This is a genomic window from Ruegeria sp. YTSA072, from assembly GCF_059610285.1.
On record NZ_JBXWNI010000006.1, the window covers coordinates 74,543 to 99,131 of the forward strand.

Genomic DNA, 24,589 nt, shown 5'->3' on the forward strand with positions numbered 1-24,589 from the left:
GTGTACGGATCAATCACGTTGGACTTTTTTTGAACGTGCGTTACATCGTGATGTCTTGCCTGGTTTTTTGAGCGTTAACGTGATCCAGCTTTGTTGCCGATCCGTAAAATCCTTAAATTGTCTGAAACAACACGAAACCAATGTCCGGGCCATATGTACCCGACAGTCCGGATGGCCCAAGCATGAGCAGTTTTGACGGAAAAACCTATTGGATCGTTGGCGCCAGTGAGGGGCTGGGCCGATCTTTGGCCCAGGCGCTAAGCCGAAAGGGGGCAAAACTGATCCTCTCGGCGCGCAATGCGGCGCGATTGGCCGAGATTTGCAAAACCCTTCCGAACGCGCGGGCGGTGCCGTTTGATGTGACCGACCTGGCGGCTGTGCGCCGGGCCGTTGCAGATGTCGGCGTGGTGGATGGGCTGGTCTACAATGCCGGTGCCTACGAGCCTATGAAATCGGCCGATTGGGATACCGAAGCTGTTCTGTCCATGACAGACGTGAACTACCTTGGCGCGCTGCGTGTGTTGGGTGAGACGGTGCCAGGGTTGCTACGGGCCGGACAGGGCGACATTACCCTGATCGGGTCTTTGTCTGGCTATCGCGGGCTTCCGGCTGCTGTCGGATACGCGGCCAGCAAGGCGGCGCTTGTCTCATTGGCTGAAACGATGCGATTTGATCTGGCAGGCACGGGGGTAACTGTTCGGATCGTCAATCCGGGCTTCATTAAGACCCGCCTGACCGAAAAGAACACGTTCAAGATGCCGATGCTGATGACACCTGAGGACGCGGCGGACCGGGTGGTCAGGGCGATGTCACGCCGCCGGTTCCGCACCGATTTCCCGGCACCGTTCTCTTGGGTGATCCGTTTGCTGGATTACCTGCCGGATTGGCTGATTTACCGCGGGAAATAGACTCTAATCAGGCGTTTTAACCAAACTGCCCCTGACAGAACCAGCCTGCCGACATCGTGCCGCCATGGCCGTAAAACAGCCACAGCCGCTCACCTTGTTCGGTGACCACCACCCAATAGTCACGCACGCCGCTGCGCCAGTTGGGGTCATCCAGCCACCATTCGGGTGCGATCCGTTCCGGGCCGGTGGCCTGGGCCAACTGCCAGTCGCGCCCGCGCCACCGAAAGGCGGCTGGAACATCCGGGGCTTCAGCGGCCATCACCGGCTCGGGCTGCCACATCTGCAAGGGGCGCGGGCGCGGTGGGGCAGCCCAGTCGCGCGCGGGTTCAGACCACGCCGCCGCCAACGTCTGCGCGGTTTTTTCGGGGATATGTGAGGCCGCCGGGTGCCGCCGGGTGATCACGTCCAGCCCGACCCGCGCGCCCAGCTTGCCGATCAGATCATCTACGGCTGTATTGCCCTCCAGCCGCGCGCGGGCCACGCGGCGCGCCTCGGCGTGCCCGGCCACGGTGCGGGCATGGATGGGCTCGGTCTGGATCGCCTCAAGCCGCAGCATGTCGATGCCATAGCCTGCGTCTATTTTTTCGATTTTCATCTCTAACAAAGGTCGAATGCGATGTTTATCATAGGTTGGGCGGGCCAGACCAACCTCGATGATCTCGGCCGCCTGATCGGCGCGATGTGCCTCAAGCCGTAGGGTGCGGGCGCCACGCGCCTTCTCTTCCAGCTTCGCGCACAGCGTGGGCAGCACCCGGTCGATTGCGGCCATCACGTCCTCGATCAGGCCGATCGGATTGGGCAGGGTCATCCGCACCGCAAAGTGATGCGGCGGACGCGCGGGGGATACCGGTTCGGGCGCGCTGCCCATCGCTTGGTCCAGTCTCATCACCAGCCCGCGCCCGAACCGTCGGGCGAGAGAAGCCCGGGGTTGGCCCAAAAGATCGCCGATCCGGCGCAGGCCCAGCCGGTTCAGTTGTGCCACAACCTGATCTTCCAGCCGCAGCGCCGCAATCGGCAGAGGGCTGAGCGCGCCATAAGACTGCCCTGGTGCCGCGATCCGCGCGCCACCGCCCAGAGCCATCACCTGCGGCGCGGCCCCGCCCTTGGTCCAGTGCCGCCGTTTCCCTGCGCGCGCGCGGGTGGCGCGTGCCTCTTGGCTGATGGCGTCGCCGTTGCGGTCAGACGTGGCCTCTTGCCCCGCATAACGCGCCAGCGCCCAGGCTGCGCCCAACGTGTCGGCGATACCCATCTGAACGCTCAGCCCCATATCGGCGCAATCGGTTTCAATGACGCTCAGCAGCGCCTCCTCCCCGCCGAACAGGTGCGTGCAGCCCGACAGGTCGACGATCAGACCATCGGGGATCTCTTCAGCCACCCATGGGCTGAACTTGCCGGCCCAGCGGCGCAGCGCGGTCAGAAACGCGGCCTCGGCGGGGGCGTTGCGGTGTCGCGTGATCAGGGCCGCGCACATGGCATGGGCATCACGCACGGGCTGCCCCGCACGCAGACCTGCGGCCTGCGCTTCTGCGTTCAATGAGGTGATCACCTGCATGTTCGACTGTTCCGCAACCACCGCCAAAGGGCCAACATGCAGCCCCCGTGCGGCACGGATCAGCCGTTCAGCCCCCAGACGGGGGAACCACAGTGAGAGTATTCGGCGTTTTGGCATTGGCAGACATCAAAATGTTCCCATTTTGTTCTTACCGTAGAATCATGCCTCGAGTCTACGCTTACCCGCAGGTCAGGCGTTGAATGATTCCGGCTCCGTTCACGAAAACATTCAGCCGGTCGATGCGGTAATCCTGTGTGGCAATGTCATCAGGACCCAGAACACGCGACCGTTCGGGCAACTGGGCTTGGATGGTCGAAACCGGTTGGCCGATGGAATCGGCAAAATCGTCGCCCAGGCAAAAGGCCAGATCAACCGGCGCGTCCGTTGAGGCGGGTGTTTCCACAGGTGCAGTCGTTTCAGCACAGCCTGCCAGCAGGACCAGCGCGGGAATAAATCGGTGCATTGGCGTTTCTCCATCTGACAATGTCGTTACTGCAATATCAAACATTTAGCCAACCTGCCACCAAAGCGCAGTTGAAAACACCCTGCAATTGACGCAGGGTCGGGGCAAATAAGACAGGGAGACAACGATCATGCGCACCCGTGCCGCCGTCGCCATTCAGGCGGGCAAACCTTTGGAAGTGATGGATGTGAACCTCGAAGGCCCCAAGGCGGGCGAGGTTCTGGTCGAAATCAAGGCCACCGGCCTTTGCCACACCGACGAATTCACCCGGTCGGGTGCTGACCCCGAAGGCCTGTTCCCGGCCATACTGGGTCACGAGGGCGCGGGTGTGGTTGTCGACGTCGGTCCGGGCGTCACCAGCCTGAAACCGGGCGATCACGTGATCCCGCTCTACACCCCTGAATGTCGTGAGTGCGAATACTGTCTGCATCCCAAGACCAACCTCTGTCAGGCGATCCGCGAAACCCAAGGCCGGGGCCTGATGCCCGACGGAACCTCGCGGTTTACGACTTTGGATGGTGACCCGATCCTGCACTACATGGGCTGCTCGACCTTTGCCAACCACACGGTTCTGCCCGAGATCGCGCTGGCCAAAGTGCGTGAGGACGCGCCTTTCGACAAGATCTGCTACATCGGCTGTGGCGTGACCACCGGCATCGGTGCCGTCATCAACACTGCCAAGGTTGAGATCGGCAGTCGCGCCATCGTGTTCGGTCTGGGCGGCATTGGCCTGAATGTCATTCAGGGCTTGCGTCTGGCCGGAGCGGACCAGATCGTTGGCGTCGACCTGAACCCATCAAAGGTCGAGATGGCGACCAGGTTCGGTATGACCGATTTCGTCAACCCATCCGAAGTTGAAGGCGATCTGGTGCCATATCTGGTGAACCTGACCAAAGGTGGTGCGGATTACACCTTTGATGCCACCGGCAATGTTGGTGTGATGCGCACGGCTCTGGAAGCGGCGCACAAAGGCTGGGGTGAATCGATCATCATCGGCGTGGCACCTGCCGGTGCCGAAATCTCGACCCGCCCGTTCCAGCTGGTCACCGGTCGTTCGTGGCGCGGGACCGCTTTTGGTGGTGCGCGGGGCCGGACCGATGTGCCCAAGATCGTCGACTGGTACATGGACGGTAAGATCGAGATCGACCCGATGATCACCCACACCATGGGTCTGGACGATATCAATCACGGCTTCGACCTGATGCATAAGGGCGAAAGCATTCGGTCGGTCGTCGTTTACTAAGACTCTAATTCGAGACAATCCGCGTAATGCGGTTGAAAACGGCGCGCGGAATAGTGCGCCGTTTTTTAGTTTGACGTTTACTCCCCTGGCCGTGACGCCCCGGTATCCGACCTAGGTGACCGCACCCTCAGGACGGGCGTGTTGGCTGAGGTCGTGTTGGTTCTGCTTTCGCGCCACACCACGTAGATGCCGGATGCGATAATGACGCTTGCACCGACTGCAACCCAGACGTCCGGGCGTTCACCAAAGAAAGCCATGCCGAAAATCGTGGCCCAGATGATCTGGCTATATTGACTGGGGGCAATAACCCCGGCAGGCGCGGCCCGATAGGCCAGAATGATCAGGTGCTGGGCGATGACCGAGAAAACGCCTACCAATGCCATCATCGCAAGATGCAGCAGGGATGGTGGTTGATAGACGGCAGGCTGTGCAAGGCTCATCACCGCGATGGCCAACAACATGGGGTACAGGATCAGCACGGCCGATCGTTCCTCATTCCCGATCTTGCGCACCAACACGGATGCAAAGGCGCTGCAAAAGGCGGCTGTCAGGGCGGCCAGATGGCCCAGCGTGATATCTGTTGCGCCGGGGCGTAAGACAATCAGCACGCCGATCAAGCCCACGCCCACGGCGGCCCAGCGCTGGACGCGGACTACCTCGCCGAGAATGGGGATCGACAGGACCGTCACGATCAGTGGAAAGGAGAACAGCAGCGAATAGACCTCGGCCAGCGGCAATACGGAAAAGGAGTAAAACGCGCAGGACATTGCGGTGACCATCAAGCCCGACCGCAGCAGCACCAGCCATGGGTGGCGGGGCAGGAAGTTCCCGGTTGTCCGGTCGGTCAGAATCGTGACGGCCATGGGCACAAACGAGAACAGCGTGGCGAAAAAGATGATCTGCATCACCGAGTAGACGCCGCCAAGCGCCTTGATCAATGCGTCATGGCTGGCAAAGACCGCAAAGCCCAAAAACGCATAGCCGAGTCCCCGGAGGGTGGAGTTCTGAGTGCTCATCTTTGTGGCCCCGGGTGATGTATCGGTGTTGTGACTGTGCCATCACACCGCAAGTGCGCGGGTGGCTTGCCTTTGAGTAAACTCATTTTGGTGGCGCGCATAGCCCCTAATTTACCGCTAACATTGCATGGCCGCCATGACGCGGGATCATCGCAGGATCGGTGGTGCGTCCTTGGGTTGGCGTGCGGATTGCACGCCCGCTTTCATTCCCACCCCGATGCGACGGGCCAGCGCGACCCAAGGAGTCGCGGTTTCAGAGGGCAGCGTTTGGGTTGCGACCTCTTCGAACAGGTCCAGCCAATGGGCGAAGAACTCGGGCTTTACGTCGGGCCGCTCGATATGGACTCGTTGCGGGTTGCCGTCATAACTGCGCTCGAACAAAATCGCGTTGCGCCAGAAGGCGGCGATCTTTTCCTCATGGGCGGGCCAGTCGTGAACATGTTTGTTGAAGACCGGTCCCAGTACTGTGTCTTCTCGCACGCGGGCATAAAAGGCGCGGACCTGCACGTTGATCTGATCTGGCGTCGCGGGAAAGCGTGGGGGCAGGGTGGGTCTGGTCATTGGGATGGTCCGATTTCGACTCTGTTCAGGGGCATTATCCCGTTCTGCGGTCATGCGACAGGCGTGGTTTTGTCGCGCGGGTCCGGTGTCAGAATATGCCGCAGCAGGGCGACGGGATGTGCCCGTAGGCTGAGGCGGGTGGCGACGTAGTCCTCGACCACCTGCTCGCCCAAGGTCATTTTCGGCAGGTAGGCCTCGGGTTCATCCAGCGCCTCCCCCTCCAGATCTTGTGAGAACAGCGGCAGGGGTTTGGCTGTGGCGATCGCTTTGGCCTGCCACAATGCCTCGCGCCGTGTCAGGTCGCAGGCGGCGAAGGCATCCGCCTCGGCCAGCCGTTCGATCACCGATGGTCCCAAACCGGCACGGCGCCAGACATCGTCGACCTGATGGTAGCCATTGCCGCGCGCGGCTGTCAGCCAGCTGGCATCTTCCTCGCTGAGGCCCTTGATCTGGCGGAAGCCCAGCCGTAGCGCCAGCCCGCCCTGACCGTCAGGTTCCATCACATTGTCCCAAAAGCTGGCATTGATGCAGACCGGGCGCACTTGAACCCCATGCTCGCGCGCATCACGGACGATCTGGGCGGGGGCATAGAACCCCATTGGCTGCGAATTCAGCAGGGCGCAGGCAAATATCCCCGGATGGTGGCATTTGATCCAGGCCGAGGCATAGACCAGCAGCGCAAAGCTGGCCGCGTGGCTTTCGGGGAAGCCGTAAGAGCCGAAGCCTTCGATCTGCGAAAAACAGCGTTCGGCGAAGTCCTGTTCATACCCGTTGCGTTTCATCCCGCGCAGGAACAGCGCGCGGAATTCGCTGACATTGCCGTGCTTCTTGAAGGTTGCCAGAGACCGGCGTAGCCGGTCGGCCTGTTCCGGGGTAAAGCCTGCGCCGACAATGGCGATCTGCATGGCCTGTTCCTGAAACAGCGGCACGCCCAGCGTTTTGCCCAGCACCTCGCCCAACTCGTCCGAGGGGAAGCTGACCTCCTCCTCTCCGTTCCGGCGGCGGATATAGGGGTGGACCATGTCGCCCTGAATGGGGCCGGGGCGGATGATGGCGACCTCGATCACCAGATCATAGAAATTACGCGGCCGCATCCGGGGAAGGAAGTTCATCTGTGCACGTGATTCCACCTGAAACACGCCAATCGAGTCCGCCTTGCACAGCATGTCGTAGACGACAGGGTCCTCGGGCGGCAGGGTGGCGAGTGTATAGCTGGTCTGGTGGTGCTGCCCGATCAGATCAAAGGCCTTGCGGATGCAGGTGAGCATCCCGAGGCTGAGGACATCGACCTTGAGGATGCCCAGCGTGTCGATATCGTCCTTGTCCCAGCAGATGACCGTGCGGTCCTCCATCGTGGCGTTCTCGATAGGAACAAGCTCGTCCAGACGCCCCTCGGTGATGATGAAGCCGCCGACATGCTGAGACAGGTGACGGGGGAACCCGTCGATCTCATATACCAGCATTAGAGTCTGTTTTAGACGGCGATCTTCGGGGTCGAGGCCAATCTCGCGCATCCGTTCCGCCTCAAGCCCCGCAGCTGAGAAGAAGCCCCAAAGCTGAGATGAGAGCGCCGAAATCGTGTCTTCGGTTAGTCCCATCGCGCGGCCAACCTCGCGGATGGCGCGTTTGCCGCGATAATGCACGACCGTGGCACAGAGGCCGGCGCGATGGCGGCCATAGCGGTCATAGATGTGCTGGATCACCTCTTCGCGGCGCTCATGTTCGAAATCGACGTCGATATCGGGCGGCTCATCCCGCGCCTCGGAGACAAAGCGTTCGAAGACCATCGTGCCCATCTCGGGGCTGACTTCGGTGATGCCGAGGCAGAAGCAGACCACCGAATTAGCCGCCGAGCCGCGTCCCTGGCAGAGGATGTCGCGCGAGCGGGCGAAATGAACGATATCGCGGACTGTCAGAAAGTAGGGTTCGTATTTCAGCTTGCCGATCAGGGCGAGCTCATGCGCCAGCATCTTTTTCGCCTTCTCGGACGCTCCGGCTGGGTAGCGCCATTGCAACCCTTCATGCGCCAGACGATGCAGGCGTTGGGTCGGGGTTTCCTGCTCGCTGCCCTCGCTGGGGTACTCATAACGCAGCTCGTCCAGCGAGAATGTGAGCTGTTCGCTGAGTTCATGCGCGCGGGCAACGGCCCCCTCATAACCTTTGAAGATGCGCAGCATCTCGGCCTCGGACCGCAGGCGTTGTTCGCCATTGGCCAGCGCCTCGCGGCCCAGTTCATCGACCTTGCGGCGCAGGCGGATGGCGGTCAGCACATCCCCCAGCTTGCGGCGGCCCCCGTGATGCATCATCGGCGTGGCACTGGCGAGGGTGGGAAGGTCGAGTTGTTTTGACTCAGTCTCTAATAAAGAGAAAAACGCGCTATCTGCGCCATCATACCGGGGGTGCATCAACAGATGCATCCGCCCGGCAAAGCGGCGCGTCAGCTGTTGCGCTTGTGTCCGCCATGCGTCCGCGCCGCCCGGAGACCGGGCCGTTTGCGGCCACAGCAGAAAGTGGAGGCCGTCGGAAAACTCCAGCAGGTCGGACAAGTGCAGGATGCAGTCGCCCTTTTCGGCGCGCAGGCGGCCTTTGGACAGGATGCGGCACAGGTTGGCCCAGCCCTGCCGGTTCAGGGGCAGGGCGGTAACCGTGGGTGCGTCGGTAAAGATCAGCTGTGCCGCCGGGATCAGGCGCGGCACCGCGTGGACGGGATATGAGGGCGGTTTCGGGATGTGATCGGGGCAAGGCGGGCCTATGGAGGTGTTCTGCGCCTCCCACTCCAGCCGTTCGCGCACCTTGCGGGTGATCTCGCGCGCCTGCGTATGGGCGCGCACGATTCCGGCGACCGAGTTGTCATCAGCGATGGCGATGGCGGGCAGGCCCAGGGTGACGGCACGCTCCATATACTCCTCGGGGTGGGACGCCCCGGTGAGGAAGGTGAAATTCGACGTGATCGACAGCTCGGCATACATGACGATTCCATATTATATTCATGTTTTGTTCTTTTTCGAGTCCTTTGCGCAGGAAACGGGTCGATTGGGTTTGGTCCGATGGGCAGTGTCGGGAAAAAGGAGACCCAAAATGTTCAAAATCACCGCATTGCCCACCGACGAGGTACGCGCCCTTCAGGCCGGTCACCCGGATTCCTATGGCGCAACGCCAGAACGGGCCGTTTCCACGGGTGCCGGCAACCCGTGCCGCCATTGTTTGCAGAACATTCCCGAGGGCGAAGAAATGCTGATCTTGGCCCACAAGCCCTTTTTAGAGACACATCCATATGCCGAAACCGGGCCGATATTTCTGTGTGCTGCGCCTTGTGAGCGATACGAGGGGCAAGACCTGCCCGGGATTCTGACCTCGTCGCCCGACTACCTTATTAAGGGCTATGGCACAGATGACCGCATCGTCTATGGCACCGGGGCGATCACGCCTACGGATCAGATCGGTGCAAAAGTCAGAGATATCTTTGCCCGACCAGATGTGGCCTATATCCATGTCCGATCCGCGCGAAACAACTGCTATCAGGCCCGAATCGACCGAGACTAAAGCTTGACCCTATGCATTCCCCGGCGCGGCTGATCCGGATCAACCGCCGGGGCGTCCTCGGAGCGGCTGGACGTCAAGGCGAGGAACACATCCTCTAGATCAGCCTCTTCGGTGCGGACGTCGCGGATGCGGATATTGGCTGCGCGGACGGATTCCAAAACTTGCTCGGCGTTGGTTTGGGCGCTGCGATATTGCAGAACAAGGTTACCATCGTCGCGCAAGGCGGCCTCGACCCCTTCGGTTGTGGGCAGATCGATGACTGGGCTGTCAGGAACGATGACCATGGTGCGGCTGTCCATTCGGCCCAGCAGGTTAGCGGTGCTGTCCTGAGCGATTTTTTCACCGTGGTTGATGATGGCAATCTCGTCACACATTTCCTGCGCTTCTTCCAGGTAATGGGTGGTCAGGATGATGGTCATGCCCTGTTCGTTCAGCTTGCGCACATTTGTCCAGAGCATCTGGCGCAGTTCGATATCCACACCTGCCGTCGGTTCATCCAGCACCAGGATCTTGGGGTGATGCACCAGCGCCTTGGCCAGCAGCAACCGCCGCCGCATGCCACCCGACAGCGTGCGGGCATAGGCTTCGGCCTTGTCGCTGAGACCGACCAGTTCAAGGATCTCATCGCTGCGGCGTTGGGCCTTGGGTACGCCGTACAAACCGGCCTGCACCTCCAACGCGCCGCGGGGGGTGAAAAACGGGTCAAGGTTCAGCTCTTGGGGCATCACGCCAATCGCGGCGCGGGACTGGCGCGGGTTGCGGTCCTGATCGTACCCCCAGATCGACACAGAACCCGCCGATTTCACCACCAGACCGGCCAGAATGTTGATTAAGGTCGATTTACCGGCCCCGTTCGGACCCAGCAGGCCAAACACCGACCCGCGTGGAATGCTCAGGTCTATGCCCTTCAGTGCCTGTTTCTCGGGCTGGCCCTTGCCACCCCGATAGGTCTTGCGCAGTCCATTGATCCTGATTGCCGCATCGGTCATGAGACCCTTGCCCCCGGTTTGCTCATCGCTCATAAACGCACCTAATGCATGCCCGCGAGGCCGACAACCAATGAAGGATCGCCAGCCGTGACACTTGATGCACCGGAAACCAAGATCGTCGAAACCGCACGTGTTGCCTGTGACGGCGGCGAAGGCGCATTGGGCCATCCGCGCGTTTGGTTGCAGATCCCCGAAGATACGGGCTGGGTCGAGTGCCCGTATTGCGATTGTAAATACGTACTGTCGGAGAACAACGCGCAATAAATTCGGGGGCCGGATGCTTTTTGCAGTGCAGCTTTTGCGGGTGTCCGATCTGGACCCGATTGCCAGTGGCGGACATCGAGACGTGTATGCCTGCCCAGGGCAGCCCCACTTATTGGTAAAGGTGACGCGCCCGCGTAAACGGCCCAACCGATCCTTTGCGAAACGGTTGATCCGGCGGCTTCTGCCCGATTCTGTGTTCCGCAATGCGCTAAAAGAAATCGAGGGCGAGATGAAGGCGGCGCTGAAAAGCGGCACCGACATCGAGCAACTGCCTTTGGCGCGATGTTTTGGCATAGCGCAAACCGACATTGGCCCAGCGATCATTGTGGAACGGATCGAATCCGATGACGGACAGCTCGCACGTCCCCTTGCGAAGCTGTGCGAGGATGGAGCGCTGAGCGATGATGTTCTGAATGAACTGAACAGCTTTGCCGAAAAACTGTTTCAGCTTCAGATTGTTGCCCGCGATATTCACGAGACCAACATTGTCTACGGGCTGCGCAACGAAACCCGAATGTTCCTGCTGATCGATGGTTACGGAGAGCGCAATCTAATTCCCTTGCGCACATTGAGCCGCAGGTTGAACAACCGGTCGCTGCACAAGCAGATGAACGGCATTGCCGAGCGTGTGGGGCTGATCTGGGACAGAACCGGGCAGGAATTCCGTGTCGCGTGATTGACGGCCTGCGTTAACGTTCCGGCACAGTTTTCCGGCCTCTTGTGTGGATTGACTACCTTCTTTGCTGGCCACCCGCGCGGGCCTGTGGCAGAACCGTTTCCAACCAGAACGGAGCGCGCGCATGAGCAATTTCGGAAAAGGGTGTCACCTGCATCTGATTGACGGATCGGCCTTTATTTTTAGGGCCTATCACGCGCTGCCGCCACTGACGCGAAAGTCGGACGGGCTGCCGATTGGCGCAGTTTCCGGCTTTTGCAACATGTTGCAGAAATATGTTGAAGGGAACGCTGGCCCGGACGCACCGACCCATGTGGCGGTGATCTTTGACAAAGGCTCGCACACGTTCCGCAACGATATGTATGACCTCTACAAGGCCAACCGTGAAGCGATGCCCGAGGACCTGCGCCCGCAGATGCCCCTGACACGCGAAGCAACGAAAGCCTTCAACATCGCTTGCAAAGAGTTGGAGGGGTACGAGGCCGACGACATCATCGCGACCCTTGCTGTGCAAGCGCGTGAGGCGGGCGGGCGTGTGACAATCGTAAGCTCGGACAAGGACCTGATGCAGCTGGTTGGCGGCGGTGTCGAAATGCTGGATGCGATGAAGAACAAGCGCATCGACCGCGATGGCGTGATTGAGAAATTCGGTGTCGGCCCTGAACGCGTGGTTGATGTACAGGCACTGGCGGGCGACAGCGTCGATAACGTTCCCGGGGCTCCAGGCATTGGGGTCAAGACGGCCGCCCTGTTGATCAACGAATACGGTGATCTGGAAACGCTGCTGGACCGGGCCGAAGAAATTAAGCAGCCAAAGCGCCGCCAAACCCTGATCGAAAAGCGTGACCAGATCGAACTGTCGAAGAAACTGGTGCAACTGGACGAGAACACACCGCTGGATTTCACACTGGACGATCTTGAGGTGAAAGATCCCGAACCTGACACCTTGCTGGGTTTTCTGGCAGATATGGAGTTTCGCACGCTCACCAAGCGGATCGCGGACAAGTTGGGTGCCGAAGCGCCAGCGATTGCCGATGCGCCTGCGCCGGCTGCTGAGGTAGTCGAAGCCGAAGCCATCCCCTTTGATGCATCGAAATACGAATGTGTGCGAGATGCGGGTGCGCTGCAGAAATGGATAGATCAGGCGTATGAGCGCGGCTGGATCGCGGTGGACACGGAAACCACTGGCCTGAATGAAATGATAGCTGATCTTGTCGGCATCTCTCTGTCGGTTGAGCCGGGCGAGGCGTGTTATATCCCATTGATCCACCGGGAAAGCGCCACCGATGATCTGTTCGGCTCAGACGCGCTGGCCGAAGGGCAAATGCCCGTCAATGAGGCCCTGAATCTGCTCAAACCTATGTTCGAAGACCCGTCGATCCTGAAGATCGGGCAGAACATGAAATACGACGCCAAGATTTTCGCCCGCTATGGCGTGAACGTTGCGCCGATCGATGACACGATGCTGATGTCCTACGCGATGCATGGGGGTGAGCATGGGCATGGTATGGATACCTTGTCCGAACGCTATCTAAATCACACGCCGATCCCGATCAAACCGCTGCTGGGTTCGGGTAAATCGGCGATCACTTTCGACAAGGTGCCGATTGATGAGGCGACCGCCTATGCCGCCGAAGATGCCGACATCACTCTGCGCCTATGGAAGCTGTTCAAACCGCAACTGCATCAGGTGCAGGTGACAACCGTCTATGAAACGCTCGAACGTCCGCTGGTGCCGGTTCTGGCCGAAATGGAAATGCACGGCATCAAGGTTGACCGCGATGTTCTGAGCCGGATGTCCAATGCATTTGCCCAGAAAATGGCGGGGTTGGAGGCTGATATCCACGAATTGGCGGGCGAGAATTTCAATGTTGGCTCTCCTGCCCAGCTTGGTGAGATTCTGTTCGACAAGATGGGGCTGGAAGGCGGTAAGAAGGGGAAAACCGGAAAATACTCGACCGGGGCTGACATTCTCGAAGACCTCGCGACCGAGCATGAATTGCCGCGCCGAGTACTGGACTGGCGGCAACTGTCCAAGCTGAAGTCGACCTACACCGACGCGCTGCAGACCCATATCAATCCAGATACGGGCCGGGTGCATACATCTTATTCCATCACAGGGGCGAATACGGGGCGTCTGGCCTCGACCGATCCGAACCTGCAGAACATTCCGGTGCGTACCGAGGAGGGTCGGCGCATTCGCGAGGCGTTCATAGCCGAACCGGGTAATGTGCTGGTCAGCCTCGACTACAGCCAGATCGAGCTGCGCATTCTGGCGCATATCGCCGATATTTCGGCTCTGAAACAAGCGTTTTCCGACGGGCTGGACATTCACGCCATGACCGCGTCCGAGATGTTCGATGTGCCGCTGGACGAGATGACGCCGGATATCCGCCGTCAGGCCAAGGCGATCAACTTTGGTGTAATCTACGGCATCTCAGGCTTTGGGCTGGCGCGCAATCTGCGCATTCCGCGGGCCGAGGCACAGGGGTTCATCGACCGTTATTTCGAACGCTTCCCGGGTATTCGCAAGTATATGGACGACACTGTCGCCTTTGCCAAAGAGCATGGCTATGTGCAGACTTTGTTCGGACGTAAAATTCATACACCTGAGATTAACGCCAAAGGGCCTCATGCGGGCTTCTCGCGCCGGGCGGCGATCAATGCGCCGATTCAGGGAACGGCGGCGGATGTGATCCGGCGCGCGATGGTGCGGATGCCGGATGCGATCAATGGTCTGCCCGCCAAGATGCTGCTGCAGGTGCATGACGAATTGCTGTTCGAAGTCGCCGAGGATGCGGTGGACCCTTTGATCGATGTCGCACGCGACGTGATGGAAGGCGCATCTGATCCAGCTGTGAAGTTGGACGTCAAGCTGAGCGTGGATGCCGGGCAGGGTGCGAACTGGGCCGAGGCGCACTAGAAATTCATCAAGCGGGCGGCGCTGCTCATCAGGTCCGGCGGGCCGTCTTTGCAGCGGGTCAGTCCTGCGGTCTGACCCACCCCTCGACCACACGTTTTACTGTTGGTCCAAGGGTCAGGATGACGGCAAAGGCGATGGGCCAGCAAAAAGCCCAGGAACCCATCCAGTCACCAAATGTGGACGGTCCGAAACCGACGGCTTTGACCGTGGCGATGCCAGTGACGATGCAGGACATGAGGCCGGACATGATCAGTCCGAATACAGCGTGGGCCAAGCGGGCAGGGATCATTTCGGGCATCCTTAAGGTCGCGATGCCCCGGTTTTAGATATTTTCCCCCTGATTGCCAGACGGAATAGGGAATCTGGCGTCACATCCATCCCAGTGAATGCACGGTTCTGGATGTTGAAGGGGTGTATTCGGCACTAACCCAGCCAGAATATCCCGACGCCGTCATGGCGTTAAAAAGCTGAACGAAATCCGTCGGACCGCGTCCCGGTTCAGAGCGGTCCGGTGCGGCTCCGACCTGGGCATGTACGACCCTTGGATGAAACTGTTCCCAAACAGCCAGCGCATCTCCATGGATCATATGGGCGTGAAAGCTGTCATATTGCAGGCCGACATTCGGGCGATCCACACGGTCCAGGATGTCAGCAGCCAGGTTGTAATCGTTGAGGAAGTAATCGGGCTGGGACACTGGATTGAGCGGTTCAATCGTGAATTGTTGTTGTGGTGCAAGGTCGGCTGCCCATTGCAGGTTGTGCACCATGCATTCAAACGCGTCCGGTCCCGAGGAATAGCCTGACATGATGTGGATCAGCCCCGGGCGCAGAACCTGAGCATAGCGCAAAACGCGGCGGATATCCGACTGGAACCGGCCTTCACCACCGGGAACAGCGGCATAACCGGGATCGCCGCCGGTGTAATTGGGTGGAGGCGCATTGATCAGCACCAGATCCAAACCGTTGGTCAGCAACGCGCGGTGTGTCTCTTTGGCGGCCAATTCGTAGGGAAACAGAATCTCGACCGCCTTGAACCCAGCCTCTGCTGCGGCCTGAAACCGGTCCAGGTAGGGAAGCTCGGCAAAGAGCAGAGAGATATTGGCTGCGAATTTTGGCATCGGAGGCATTTGGTTAGCTGGTGCGCTGACCTTATCCGCGAGGCGATTTCAACGAAAGAGACTGAAAACGACAGTTTGTCGAAATTCGACCAGATCGGGCTGACTGAATCAGCGAGGTTCGGGGTAACGCGGCGAATCATTTCAGAACGCCGTGCCAACAAAAGGTTCGAACATTATGGCGATGAGCCCAGACCCCGCGCGCGGGAACGCCCTTTCTGCGTCTGCCGGGCAAAATTCGGTTTTGTCCGGCAACGGCTTGGCAGTGGCGTCCATGCTGACGTGGGCGGCTGGGTTTCCGGCGGCCGAGGTGCTGTTGCAGACATGGCCGCCAGTTGCGCTGTTGGTTGCGCGCATGGCCATGGCTGTTGCGTTTCTACTCCCGATTTGGGTCATGATAGATGGCCCGGAACGGGTTCTGCGCGCCCGTTGGGGACGTGCGTTTGTTGTTGGCGGGTTTGGCATCAGTCTGGGGATGTTTCTGCTGATCGTGGCGCAAAAACTGACTGACCCGGTCACAACGGCCATCATTGCCTCATGCGCGCCATTGATTGCGACATTGCTGGAACTTGCGTCTGGTACCAGACGGCTCAAGTGGAATTTTGCTGTTGGGGTTCTGATCTCGGTAGTGGGCGGATTGATCGCCACCAGTGCGGTAGCCCCGGCACAGTTGGGTTTAGGCGCTGCCTGTGCCGTTGCGGCGACAGCCATGTTTTGCTGGGGTAGCCAAGCAACCTCGCGAGATTTCCCCGAATTAAGCCAAACCGGGCGCGCAGCGGTTACATTTGTTGGCGGGTTCTTCATGGCAACCATCCTGATGGCCGGAGCACATCATCTGGGCATGGATATCGTGCCGTCCATTTCTATAGACTCACGTCAAATTGGAATGCTGGCGATTTATTCTCTGATTTCTATGGCGCTTAGCCAGATCCTGTTTGTTGCATCGATTGGCAAACTGGGTGTCGCGCTTACGTCCTTTCACATCAATGTCGCCCCCTTCTACGTGATGCTGATCATGCTGGTGCTGGGCGAAGAGTGGAACTGGACCCGTGCGCTGGGCGCAGGGGTCGTGGCAATGGCTGTTGTTCTGGCGCAGGATCGTCGGGTTGCAAAACCGGCCTAGTCGGTCAGGCTGTCCGACCGGACAAGCGGGAAAAACTGCCCACCGGACCAGACGCCGAACCAGCCATCTTTGTGCGTTGCGATGTCCACAAGACGATAAAAGCTTTTGCGATCTATGCGCGCCTCAAGATTTGCGCGAACCAATACATAAGGTGACGGCTCATCTGTTTCGGGATCGATGACAATCCGGATTGGCTGATCAGGGCCAGCAATCGCGGTATCACCAACACGGGTCGTAAATGTCAGTACTTGCGCCTGACCGTCGCCTGTCGCGTCAAAATCCACGGCCACAAAGGGCGCATCCTCGACAGTGATTCCCACCTTTTCCACCGGAGTCACGAGGTAGTATTTCCCGTCTTCTTTCTTAAGAATTGAGGAAAAAAGCTTCACAAGCTCGAACCTGTTGATCGGCGACCCTAAATAAGTCCAAGAGCCATCTTTTGCGATATGGATGTCCAGATCGCCGCGAAACGGAGGATTCCACAGGTGAACAGGGGGTAAACCCCTGGTTTTGGCCGCCTTGACCGAGGCCGCCAGCCCGTCCGGAGAGGGGGTCACAGGTTTTTGTCCGCTCATTGCTTTTGCCATTTCCTTTTCGCGCGATACACTTCAACCATAATAGTCCACGGAAGGGAAAGTCATGACCGAACCTGCCGACCTCGTGTCCGAGATCGAAGCGCTGGAAATCAAACTGCAAGAGGCCAAGGCCTCGATCACCCGTCGCTTTATCGGACAGGAAAGGGTCGTGGACCTGACGCTGACCGCGCTGCTGTGTGGTGGTCACGCCTTGCTGATCGGCCTGCCTGGGCTTGGCAAGACGCGGCTGGTTGAAACGCTGTCGACCGTGATGGGTCTGCATGGCAACCGCATCCAGTTCACACCCGATCTGATGCCCGCCGATATTCTGGGGTCCGAGGTTCTGGACACCGCCGAGGATGGCAGCCGCCACTTTCGCTTTATTTCCGGTCCGATCTTCTGTCAGTTGCTGATGGCGGACGAAATCAACCGCGCCAGCCCTCGAACGCAATCGGCGCTGTTACAAGCGATGCAGGAACGTACCGTGACTTTGTCCGGTGAAGACCGCGATCTGGGTGAACCTTTCCACGTATTGGCGACACAAAACCCGATCGAACAAGAGGGCACATATCCACTGCCTGAGGCGCAGCTGGACCGCTTTTTGGTGCGGATTGACGTGGACTATCCGGATCGACAGACCGAGCGCGACATTCTTTTGGCAACAACAGGTGTCGAAGAGGAAGACGCGCACGAGATTTTCAGCAAAGAGGAATTGTTGGCTGCACAGACCCTGTTGCGCCGGATGCCAGTGGGGGATTCGGTTGTGGAGCTGATCCTTGATCTTGTCCGCGCCTTCCGCCCTGAAGAGGCAGGTGTTTCTGAACGTGTCGCTGAAACCGTGGCTTGGGGCCCTGGCCCGCGTGCAGCACAGGCGTTGATGATGACGGTGCGCGCCCGGGCGATGCTGCAGGGGCGTTTGGCCCCAAATGCCGAGGACGTGCTGGACATGGCCCGTCCAGTGCTAAGCCACCGGATGGCCTTGAACTTTGCGGCGCGGGCGCGCGGTGACAGCCTTGCTGACTTGATTGAGTCCACCGCCGCCGGTCTGGTGCGCACCGAGGCTGCGGCGTGAATGCCGCGCTGACCCTTCGAGAAAGATCTGAGGCCGAGGCGTCCCGGCTGCCGCCGCTCTTGGCGCGGGCCGAGCAGCTGGCCGGTACGGTTCTGCTGGGCGATCACGGTCGACGCCGCGCCGGGCTTGGCGATGATTTCTGGCAATACCGCCCTGCTCAGATCGGTGACAGCCGCCGGATGATTGACCACCGGCGCTCGGCCCGCGGCGACCAGCAATTTGTGCGCGAACGCGAGTGGCAGATTGCGCAATCGGTAATGCTGTGGGTCGATCAGGGCGCGTCGATGCGGTTTGCGTCCGACAAGAACCTGTCCACCAAGGCCGACCGCGCTCGTCTGCTGGGGTTGGCAACCGCGATCCTGCTGGTGCGCGGGGGTGAGCGCGTCGGCCTGACCGGCACGACCCTGCCGCCACGGCGCGGCAACGCGCAGGTCATCCGACTGGCAGAAGCGTGGTCCGAGGATGCTGAGTCCGACTATGCGCCACCCGAACACCGCGCCATGATCCCGCATGCCCGCGCCGTTTTCATTTCCGATTTCCTTGGTCCGCTGGATGAGGTTGAACTGGCCCTCACCAAAGCCGCAGACCGTGGGGTGCGAGGCTTGGTTCTGCAGGTTCTCGATCCCGGAGAAGAGACCTTTCCCTACCGGGGCCGTACGATCTTTGAAAGCGTCGGCGGATCTGTCCGACACGAAACCCTAAAGGCCGGAGATCTGCGTGAGCGGTATCTGGAACGGCTTGCCAAGCGTAAGGATGCGCTGACACGGCTGTGCCGTGCGACTGGGTGGCAACTGGGGCTGCATCACACCAATGACAGTGCGCAAGCGGCTCTATTGTGGCTCTATCGTGCGCTCGATGGGGGTACGGGATGACGATTCTGGCGGGCATTGGCTTTACCGCACCGTGGGTGTTGATGGGTCTTTTGACCCTGCCGATCCTGTGGCTGATCTTGCGTGCCGTGCCACCCGCGCCGATCCGTCGGTTGTTCCCGGCCGTGACGCTACTGCTGGGGTTAAGGGATGACGAAAGCGTTTCTGACCGCACCCCATGGTGGCTGCTGTTGCTGCGCATGCTGGCGGCGGCAGCGATTATCATTGGATTGGCCGGACCGGTCCTGAACCCCTCGCGCGATCAGGCAGGCTCGGGTCCGTTGCTGCTGGTGCTGGATGCCAGCTGGGCCGGGGCGACCCGCTGGTCAACGACTCTGGATCAGATCGATGTGCAGCTGACCGAGGCCGGGCGCGCAGGCCGTACCGTGGCCATCCTGCGCCTGACCGAACCTGAAGCCCCCGTATTCCAAGCCGCCGAAGCATGGCGCGGCCGTTTACCCGGGCTGACGCCGACACCGTGGCAACCGACCCGGGCGCAAATCGATATGGCGCTGGCTGCCATGGATCAGGTGGACGGAGGGTTTGACACCCATTGGTTCAGCGATCGCCTGACCTACGAAGGGCACGAGGCGATCCTGTCTGCCCTGCGCGCGCGCGGTGATGTGACAGTCTATCAGGCCCCGTCGCCTGCGGTTGCGATTTTGCCTGCTACATATCAGGACGGGGTTATTCAATTGTCCGCGCAACGGGCGGAACCCGGTTCTGCAGATCGCATCACGATACTGGCTCAGGGGCGTGACCCCGCCGGTGCAATGCGTGTTCTGCAATCGGCCGAGATGGAGTTTGCCAGCGGTCAAACACAGGCGCAGGTGGAACTGTCGTTGCCTTCTGAATTGCGCGCGCGCATCACCCGGTTTGAGATTCAGGGTGAGCGTTCGGCAGGGGCCGTCACGCTGACCGATGACAGCTTGCGGCGACGCGAAGTCGCCCTGATTGCCGGATCGCTGAACCGCGAAGGGTTAGAGCTGTTGTCGCCGTTGCATTACCTGACGCAAGTGCTGACCCCAACGGCGGACTTCGTCGATGGCGGATTGCTGGAAGTCCTGCCCGCCAATCCCGATGTGATCGTGCTGGCCGATGTGGCGAAACTGGCAGGGTCCGAACAAGCGGCGCTGGTCGAATGGGTGGAACAGGGCGGTTTGCTGCTGCGCTTTGCCGGTCCGCGGATGGCGGCCAGCGATCTTGGCCGGGATGCCGAGGACACCCTGTTGCCGGTGCGTCTGCGCAGCGGTGGACGCTCGGTCGGTGGCGCGATGAGCTGGGGCGAAGCCAAAGGGTTGGCACCTTTCCCGGAAAACTCGCCCTTCTACGGACTTCAGGTACCAGAAGATGTCACAGTGACCACGCAAGTCATGGCGCAACCAGACCCTAATTTGGCAGATCGGGTTATTGCCTCACTCTCGGATGGCACGCCCTTGGTGACCCGCAAAGCGTTGGGTTTGGGGCAGGTGGTACTGTTCCATGTCACAGCAGATGCGGAATGGTCCAGCCTTCCCTTGTCTGGGCTTTTTGTTGAAATGCTGGACCGGCTGGCGGTGTCGTCAGCGGCGAAATCGCGGCAGGAGTCACAGTTGCAAGGCACCACGTGGGAACCGATTCAGGTTATGGATGGCTTTGGTGTTCTGTCTGATGCCGGAAATCTACCGGGCGTCGATGGTGTTGAGCTTGTGACCGGTCAGATCGGTCCCGATTTGCGACCCGGCCTTTACGAAAGCGGCAAACAGAAATTGGCACGCAATGTTCTGACCGATGAAACGGTTCTCAGCCCAGCGGTCTGGCCGTCGGATGTTCCGATCAAGGGCCAGGAGGTCAGCACCGAAAAACCCATTGGGGGCATCCTGCTGAGCCTTGCATTGTTGCTGCTGACGATCGACGTGATCGCCTCGCTGGCACTATCCGGTCGCCTGGGTCTGGCCAGGGCGGCTGCTGTCGCACTGGGGGCGGTTTTGCTGGTGCCCGAAGTACAGGCGCAAACGCCCGAAAGTACAGATTTCGCGTTGAACGCCACACAGGAATTGGTTCTGGCGCATGTTCTGACGGGTGATCAGCAGGTTGACGATATTGCGGCTGCAGGAATGCGCGGATTGGCTCAGACGTTGTTTTTTCGAACTTCGGTAGAACCTGCTGAACCCATTGGCGTGGATCTGGAACGGGACGAGTTGGCGTTTTTCCCGCTGCTTTATTGGCCGATCTCACCCGACCAGCCGCAACCGTCGGCTGAGGCTTATGCCAAGCTTAACGCTTACCTGCGCTCGGGCGGGATGATCCTGTTCGACACGCGCGACGCGGATGTAGCCCGCTTCGGGGCCGCCAGCCCGAATGGGCGCAAGCTGCAACAGATCGCGGCCCCGCTGAATATCCCTTCGTTAGAGCCTGTACCACGTGACCATGTCCTGACCCGTGCCTTCTACCTTTTGCAGGATTTCCCGGGTCGCTACGCGGGCACCGAAGTTTGGGTCGAGGCGGCACCCATGGATGCTGAACAGATCGAAGGCATGCCGTTCCGCAACCTCAATGATAACGTGACGCCAGTGGTGATCGGCGGCAATGACTGGGGTGCGGCCTGGGCCATTGATCGCAACGGTCAGGCACTGCTGCCGGTCGGGCGGGGGTATGCGGGTGAGCGGCAGCGTGAGCTTGCAAACCGCTTTGGTGTCAATCTGGTGATGCATGTGCTGACCGGGAACTACAAATCAGATCAGGTGCACGTGCCTGCCTTGCTGGACAGGTTAGGACAATGACTGGAACCGTCATCTTCGACCCGCTGATCCCCTGGCCCATTCTCGCCATCGTGGTGGCGATTGCTGTTGCTGGGGTTGTTCTGGCCCTGTTGCGCGGTTTGTCTGGCTGGGCTTTGCGCGGTTTGGCGGCGCTGGTTGTGATCGCTGCGCTATCAGGTCCGGTCTATCAGATCGAAGATCGCGCGCCGCTGACCGATATCGTTCTGATGGTCGAGGATGAAAGCGCCAGTCAGACCCTTTCGGACCGGGCGGATCAGACCGCGCAGGCCTCAAAGGAATTGGCGGCCGAGATTGAATCCCGTGACAATACGGAACTACGCCGCATTCGCGTAGGTGACGGAGACGGGGACGAAGGCACCCAAGTTATGGCGGCCCTGAACGAAGCGTTGGCCGAAGAACCACGCGCGCGGATCGCGGGCATTCTGGTGGTGTCGGACGGCATCGTACATGATGCCGATCAGGCCCCCGACCTGCCCGCGCCCATGCACCTTTTGCAGACAGGGCGTGCAACGGATTGGGATCGCCGTCTGATCGTCCGCAATGCACCTGCCTTTGCCATTATTGATGAACCCGTCACCTTGACCCTAAGGGTTGAGGATAGCGGTGCAGCGCCCACAGGGGCCTCGATCGCGCCACTAGAAATTTCGGTCGACGGGGCCGAAGCCGAGCAATTCACGATCCCCATTGGTGTTGATGTTGAGCTGCCGATCACGCTGCCCCATGGCGGGCGCAATGTGATTCAATTCACCGTGCCAGAGGCCGAGGGCGAACTGACCGACCGTAACAACACCGCCCTGATCCAGATGAACGGCGTCCGAGACCGGCTGCGCGTGTTGCTGGTGTCCGGAGAGCCGCATCCGGGCGGGCGGACATGGCGCAACCTGCTGAAGTCTGACAGTTCCGTGGATCTGGTACATTTCACCATCCTGCGCCCCCCTGAAAAGCAGGACGGGGTGCCGGTGGATGAATTGTCGCTGATCGCCTTCCCGACGCGCGAGCTGTTTCTGGAAAAGATTAACGATTTCGACCTGATCATCTTTGACCGCTACAAGCGGCGCGGCATCCTGCCGGCGATCTATCTGGACAACGTCACCAACTATATCAACGAAGGCGGTGCCGTTCTTGTTGCTGCCGGACCGGATTTTGCCAGCGCTGACAGTATCTTCCGCTCACCCCTGGCACCGATCTTGCCTGCGCAACCTACCGCGCGGGTGATCGAGGAACGCTATGTGCCGATGGTTACCGACCTGGGGCATCGCCATCCGGTCACGACCGACCTTGGCGACTCGGATAACTGGGGTGCTTGGCTGCGCCAAATCGACGTGAATCACCGCACGGGTGAGGTGTTGATGACGGGCGTGGATGACCGGCCCCTGTTGGTGCTCAACCGTGTTGGAGAAGGGCGCGTGGCGCTGCTGGCCTCGGATCATGCCTGGTTGTGGAGCCGGGGCTTCGAAGGCGGCGGACCGCAGCTGGAATTACTGCGCCGTTTGGCGCATTGGATGATGAAAGAGCCTGAGCTTGAGGAAGAGGCGCTGTGGGCCGAGGCCAATGGTCAGGTGATGCGCATCATCCGGCAGACGCTGGGGGATGAGGTCGGGCCAGTGACCATAACCCGCCCGAACGGTGAGACGGTCGAGATTACCCTCGATGAGGTCTCGCCGGGGCGGTTCGAAGCACAGTATTTCGGGCCGGAAATCGGCCTCTACCGCCTGCAGGAAGGGGAACAATCCACCGTCATCGGGCTGGGCCCTGCTGCCCCCAAGGAATTCGAACGTACGATCGCAACAGCCGAGGTACTGGAACCTGTGACGGCAGAATTGCGCGGCGGTACGGTGCGTTTGGAGGAGGGTTTGCCGTCGATCCGCAACGTACGTGCCGGGCGTCCCGCATCAGGGCGCGGATGGATCGGTCTGACCCCGCGCAACGCCTATGAAACACGTGACGTGACGCAGGCCGGGCTATTGCCACCTTGGCTTGTATTGCTACTGGCGGGCGGGTTCCTTCTGGCGGGCTGGCTGCGCGAGGGGCGGTGACAGGTCAGTCAAAAACCACGCTGACCGTGGGATTGCCGGGCAAGCCGTCGTAAGACACTGATGCCCCGCCTTTACCCTTTGCAGGCGGGATTAACGGCCCGAATGATCCGACGGAAATCAAGTCCCCCGGTTGAAATTCAATCCCTTTGGACATCAGCCAAAGGGCGGCATTGGCCGGATGCCCCAGTACCGCTGTGCCCGGTACCTGCGCCAGAATCTCGTCATCTGCGGCACGGAGGGTGACAGTCATATCAGCCAAGGCCTGCACCATAGCTGCCGGATCGGACACAGGGATTTCTGCACCCAAAACGCCCAGTTTCGGAGCAACGCCAATTGCTGTCAGCGTGACCGGGGTGATCGGTTCACCCTCGGCAAAGGTCAGGTCAGGTAGTTCGATAAACGGGCGGATGGCTGAGACGCCTTGCAGCACCTCCTCTGGCGATGTGGCCTGATTGATATCCGCGTCGCCCACAACTAGCACCAGATCGGCCTCAAACACCGGTCGCGCACCCCAGTCTGATGGAACGGTCGCGCCGTCATCCAGCATCATGCCGCGGAACAATACGCCCTGAACCGGTTCAGAAGCGCCAAATCTCTCTTGTGCAGGCGCGCTGGTCAAACCGGCCTTGTAGCCGATGATCGGCCCTAAATGTGGCTCTAATGCGGACACTATTCGCGCTTGCGTACACAGTGCTTCTTTCATTGTGCCATCAGGCGAAAGGGCAGATGTAGGCGTAGCAGAGAGGTAATCCGCGACGAACCGATCGATCTGACCATCCGTTGCGCAGCCTGCTGCCACAGGATGGGCAAACACGCCACAGGCCAACAAAGCGCCGAAGAAACCCCGCATATCACACCTCCGTTTTGGCAAGAGTGGCACGAGGTTCGATCATTGGGCA

21 protein-coding genes are annotated in these 24,589 nt (G+C 60.1%); 11 read left to right on the top strand and 10 right to left on the bottom strand.

Annotated features, from left to right (window positions below; genetic code table 11):
* The first annotated feature begins 182 nt into the window (after positions 1-182).
* Positions 183-908: an SDR family NAD(P)-dependent oxidoreductase gene (locus AC2FIB_RS12125; RefSeq protein ID WP_496842172.1), complete on the top strand. Its 726-nt coding sequence runs from the start codon at positions 183-185 to the stop codon at positions 906-908.
* A 16-nt stretch (positions 909-924) separates the two neighbouring features.
* Here the strand turns inward: AC2FIB_RS12125 and AC2FIB_RS12130 are convergent, their stop codons facing one another.
* Both AC2FIB_RS12130 and AC2FIB_RS12135 read right to left on the bottom strand, forming a co-directional pair.
* A complete protein-coding gene (locus AC2FIB_RS12130; protein ID WP_496735116.1) occupies positions 925-2,577 on the bottom strand; it encodes a DUF6504 family protein in 1,653 nt (550 codons plus the stop codon).
* A gap of 61 nt (positions 2,578-2,638) precedes the next feature.
* Positions 2,639-2,968 (bottom strand): I78 family peptidase inhibitor, encoded by a 330-nt coding sequence (locus AC2FIB_RS12135; RefSeq protein ID WP_261307832.1) that lies wholly within the window; start codon positions 2,966-2,968, stop codon positions 2,639-2,641.
* An 85-nt stretch (positions 2,969-3,053) separates the two neighbouring features.
* On the opposite strand from AC2FIB_RS12135, the gene AC2FIB_RS12140 reads away from it, so the two are divergent.
* Positions 3,054-4,166, top strand: coding sequence for an S-(hydroxymethyl)glutathione dehydrogenase/class III alcohol dehydrogenase (locus AC2FIB_RS12140; protein ID WP_058272862.1), 1,113 nt, complete (start codon positions 3,054-3,056; stop codon positions 4,164-4,166).
* Positions 4,167-4,243: 77 nt separating this feature from the next.
* Here the strand turns inward: AC2FIB_RS12140 and AC2FIB_RS12145 are convergent, their stop codons facing one another.
* The 3 genes from AC2FIB_RS12145 to AC2FIB_RS12155 all read right to left on the bottom strand — a co-directional run bounded on the left by AC2FIB_RS12145 (position 4,244) and on the right by AC2FIB_RS12155 (position 8,712).
* Positions 4,244-5,182 carry a DMT family transporter gene (locus AC2FIB_RS12145; RefSeq protein ID WP_496735115.1) on the bottom strand — a complete coding sequence of 313 codons (939 nt, stop codon included), beginning with the start codon at positions 5,180-5,182 and terminating at the stop codon, positions 4,244-4,246.
* A 147-nt stretch (positions 5,183-5,329) separates the two neighbouring features.
* On the bottom strand, positions 5,330-5,743 hold the full coding sequence (locus tag AC2FIB_RS12150; RefSeq protein ID WP_496735113.1) for a group III truncated hemoglobin: 414 nt from the start codon (positions 5,741-5,743) through the stop codon (positions 5,330-5,332).
* Positions 5,744-5,793: 50 nt separating this feature from the next.
* Positions 5,794-8,712, bottom strand: coding sequence for an error-prone DNA polymerase (locus tag AC2FIB_RS12155; RefSeq protein ID WP_496842173.1), 2,919 nt, complete (start codon positions 8,710-8,712; stop codon positions 5,794-5,796).
* A gap of 109 nt (positions 8,713-8,821) precedes the next feature.
* Here AC2FIB_RS12155 and AC2FIB_RS12160 point away from each other — a divergent pair, with 109 nt between their 5' ends.
* A complete protein-coding gene (locus AC2FIB_RS12160) occupies positions 8,822-9,286 on the top strand; it encodes a DUF1203 domain-containing protein (protein WP_496735110.1) in 465 nt (154 codons plus the stop codon).
* On the opposite strand, the gene AC2FIB_RS12165 is transcribed toward AC2FIB_RS12160, so the two are convergent.
* Positions 9,283-10,275: an ABC transporter ATP-binding protein gene (locus AC2FIB_RS12165; protein ID WP_496735209.1), complete on the bottom strand. Its 993-nt coding sequence runs from the start codon at positions 10,273-10,275 to the stop codon at positions 9,283-9,285. The genes AC2FIB_RS12160 and AC2FIB_RS12165 overlap by 4 nt on opposite strands.
* Positions 10,276-10,362: 87 nt before the next feature.
* Here AC2FIB_RS12165 and AC2FIB_RS12170 point away from each other — a divergent pair, with 87 nt between their 5' ends.
* The 3 genes from AC2FIB_RS12170 to polA all read left to right on the top strand — a co-directional run bounded on the left by AC2FIB_RS12170 (position 10,363) and on the right by polA (position 14,138).
* Positions 10,363-10,539, top strand: coding sequence for a zinc-finger domain-containing protein (locus AC2FIB_RS12170; RefSeq protein WP_496735108.1), 177 nt, complete (start codon positions 10,363-10,365; stop codon positions 10,537-10,539).
* 13 nt (positions 10,540-10,552) lie between these two features.
* Entirely contained in the window at positions 10,553-11,215 is a 663-nt protein-coding gene (locus AC2FIB_RS12175; protein WP_496735106.1) for a YrbL family protein, read from the top strand.
* A 124-nt stretch (positions 11,216-11,339) separates the two neighbouring features.
* Positions 11,340-14,138, top strand: a complete 2,799-nt coding sequence (gene polA, locus AC2FIB_RS12180) for a DNA polymerase I (protein ID WP_496842174.1) — start codon at positions 11,340-11,342, stop codon at positions 14,136-14,138.
* A gap of 58 nt (positions 14,139-14,196) precedes the next feature.
* Here the strand turns inward: polA and AC2FIB_RS12185 are convergent, their stop codons facing one another.
* Positions 14,197-14,427 (bottom strand): DUF2798 domain-containing protein, encoded by a 231-nt coding sequence (locus tag AC2FIB_RS12185; RefSeq protein ID WP_496735103.1) that lies wholly within the window; start codon positions 14,425-14,427, stop codon positions 14,197-14,199.
* Between the two features lie 79 nt (positions 14,428-14,506).
* Positions 14,507-15,256, bottom strand: a complete 750-nt coding sequence (locus tag AC2FIB_RS12190) for a hydroxypyruvate isomerase family protein (protein WP_496842176.1) — start codon at positions 15,254-15,256, stop codon at positions 14,507-14,509.
* 175 nt (positions 15,257-15,431) lie between these two features.
* Between AC2FIB_RS12190 and AC2FIB_RS12195 the strand changes: the two genes are divergently transcribed.
* The gene (locus tag AC2FIB_RS12195) at positions 15,432-16,376 is read left to right on the top strand and encodes a DMT family transporter (RefSeq protein ID WP_496842178.1); all 945 of its coding nucleotides are present in this window, start codon (positions 15,432-15,434) and stop codon (positions 16,374-16,376) included.
* Here AC2FIB_RS12195 and AC2FIB_RS12200 read toward each other — a convergent pair.
* Positions 16,373-16,951, bottom strand: coding sequence for a DUF1285 domain-containing protein (locus AC2FIB_RS12200; protein WP_496735099.1), 579 nt, complete (start codon positions 16,949-16,951; stop codon positions 16,373-16,375). The two genes, AC2FIB_RS12195 and AC2FIB_RS12200, sit on opposite strands and share 4 nt — an antisense overlap.
* A gap of 64 nt (positions 16,952-17,015) precedes the next feature.
* Here AC2FIB_RS12200 and AC2FIB_RS12205 point away from each other — a divergent pair, with 64 nt between their 5' ends.
* Genes AC2FIB_RS12205 through AC2FIB_RS12220 form a run of 4 tightly spaced genes read left to right on the top strand, consistent with a single transcriptional unit; the run spans position 17,016 to position 23,690 of the window.
* Positions 17,016-18,023: an AAA family ATPase gene (locus AC2FIB_RS12205; protein ID WP_496735098.1), complete on the top strand. Its 1,008-nt coding sequence runs from the start codon at positions 17,016-17,018 to the stop codon at positions 18,021-18,023.
* Positions 18,020-18,895 (top strand): DUF58 domain-containing protein, encoded by an 876-nt coding sequence (locus AC2FIB_RS12210; protein ID WP_058272870.1) that lies wholly within the window; start codon positions 18,020-18,022, stop codon positions 18,893-18,895. The genes AC2FIB_RS12205 and AC2FIB_RS12210 overlap by 4 nt, the downstream gene beginning before the upstream one ends.
* Positions 18,892-21,654, top strand: coding sequence for a DUF4159 domain-containing protein (locus tag AC2FIB_RS12215; protein WP_496735096.1), 2,763 nt, complete (start codon positions 18,892-18,894; stop codon positions 21,652-21,654). The genes AC2FIB_RS12210 and AC2FIB_RS12215 overlap by 4 nt, the downstream gene beginning before the upstream one ends.
* Positions 21,651-23,690 (top strand): hypothetical protein, encoded by a 2,040-nt coding sequence (locus AC2FIB_RS12220; RefSeq protein WP_496735095.1) that lies wholly within the window; start codon positions 21,651-21,653, stop codon positions 23,688-23,690. The genes AC2FIB_RS12215 and AC2FIB_RS12220 overlap by 4 nt, the downstream gene beginning before the upstream one ends.
* Before the next feature lie 4 nt (positions 23,691-23,694).
* Here the strand turns inward: AC2FIB_RS12220 and AC2FIB_RS12225 are convergent, their stop codons facing one another.
* A complete protein-coding gene (locus tag AC2FIB_RS12225) occupies positions 23,695-24,540 on the bottom strand; it encodes a 2-keto-4-pentenoate hydratase (RefSeq protein WP_496735093.1) in 846 nt (281 codons plus the stop codon).
* Positions 24,541-24,589 lie beyond the last annotated feature (49 nt).

Coding starts and splice junctions, on each gene's coding strand:
- AC2FIB_RS12125 (WP_496842172.1), top strand. CDS start 183: ATGAGCAGTTTTGACGGAAAAACCTATTGGATCGTTGGCGCCAGTGAG.
- AC2FIB_RS12130 (WP_496735116.1), bottom strand. CDS start 2,577: ATGCCAAAACGCCGAATACTCTCACTGTGGTTCCCCCGTCTGGGGGCT.
- AC2FIB_RS12135 (WP_261307832.1), bottom strand. CDS start 2,968: ATGTTTGATATTGCAGTAACGACATTGTCAGATGGAGAAACGCCAATG.
- AC2FIB_RS12140 (WP_058272862.1), top strand. CDS start 3,054: ATGCGCACCCGTGCCGCCGTCGCCATTCAGGCGGGCAAACCTTTGGAA.
- AC2FIB_RS12145 (WP_496735115.1), bottom strand. CDS start 5,182: ATGAGCACTCAGAACTCCACCCTCCGGGGACTCGGCTATGCGTTTTTG.
- AC2FIB_RS12150 (WP_496735113.1), bottom strand. CDS start 5,743: ATGACCAGACCCACCCTGCCCCCACGCTTTCCCGCGACGCCAGATCAG.
- AC2FIB_RS12155 (WP_496842173.1), bottom strand. CDS start 8,712: ATGTATGCCGAGCTGTCGATCACGTCGAATTTCACCTTCCTCACCGGG.
- AC2FIB_RS12160 (WP_496735110.1), top strand. CDS start 8,822: ATGTTCAAAATCACCGCATTGCCCACCGACGAGGTACGCGCCCTTCAG.
- AC2FIB_RS12165 (WP_496735209.1), bottom strand. CDS start 10,275: ATGACCGATGCGGCAATCAGGATCAATGGACTGCGCAAGACCTATCGG.
- AC2FIB_RS12175 (WP_496735106.1), top strand. CDS start 10,553: ATGCTTTTTGCAGTGCAGCTTTTGCGGGTGTCCGATCTGGACCCGATT.
- polA (WP_496842174.1), top strand. CDS start 11,340: ATGAGCAATTTCGGAAAAGGGTGTCACCTGCATCTGATTGACGGATCG.
- AC2FIB_RS12185 (WP_496735103.1), bottom strand. CDS start 14,427: ATGATCCCTGCCCGCTTGGCCCACGCTGTATTCGGACTGATCATGTCC.
- AC2FIB_RS12190 (WP_496842176.1), bottom strand. CDS start 15,256: ATGCCAAAATTCGCAGCCAATATCTCTCTGCTCTTTGCCGAGCTTCCC.
- AC2FIB_RS12195 (WP_496842178.1), top strand. CDS start 15,432: ATGGCGATGAGCCCAGACCCCGCGCGCGGGAACGCCCTTTCTGCGTCT.
- AC2FIB_RS12200 (WP_496735099.1), bottom strand. CDS start 16,951: ATGAGCGGACAAAAACCTGTGACCCCCTCTCCGGACGGGCTGGCGGCC.
- AC2FIB_RS12205 (WP_496735098.1), top strand. CDS start 17,016: ATGACCGAACCTGCCGACCTCGTGTCCGAGATCGAAGCGCTGGAAATC.
- AC2FIB_RS12215 (WP_496735096.1), top strand. CDS start 18,892: ATGACGATTCTGGCGGGCATTGGCTTTACCGCACCGTGGGTGTTGATG.
- AC2FIB_RS12220 (WP_496735095.1), top strand. CDS start 21,651: ATGACTGGAACCGTCATCTTCGACCCGCTGATCCCCTGGCCCATTCTC.
- AC2FIB_RS12225 (WP_496735093.1), bottom strand. CDS start 24,540: ATGCGGGGTTTCTTCGGCGCTTTGTTGGCCTGTGGCGTGTTTGCCCAT.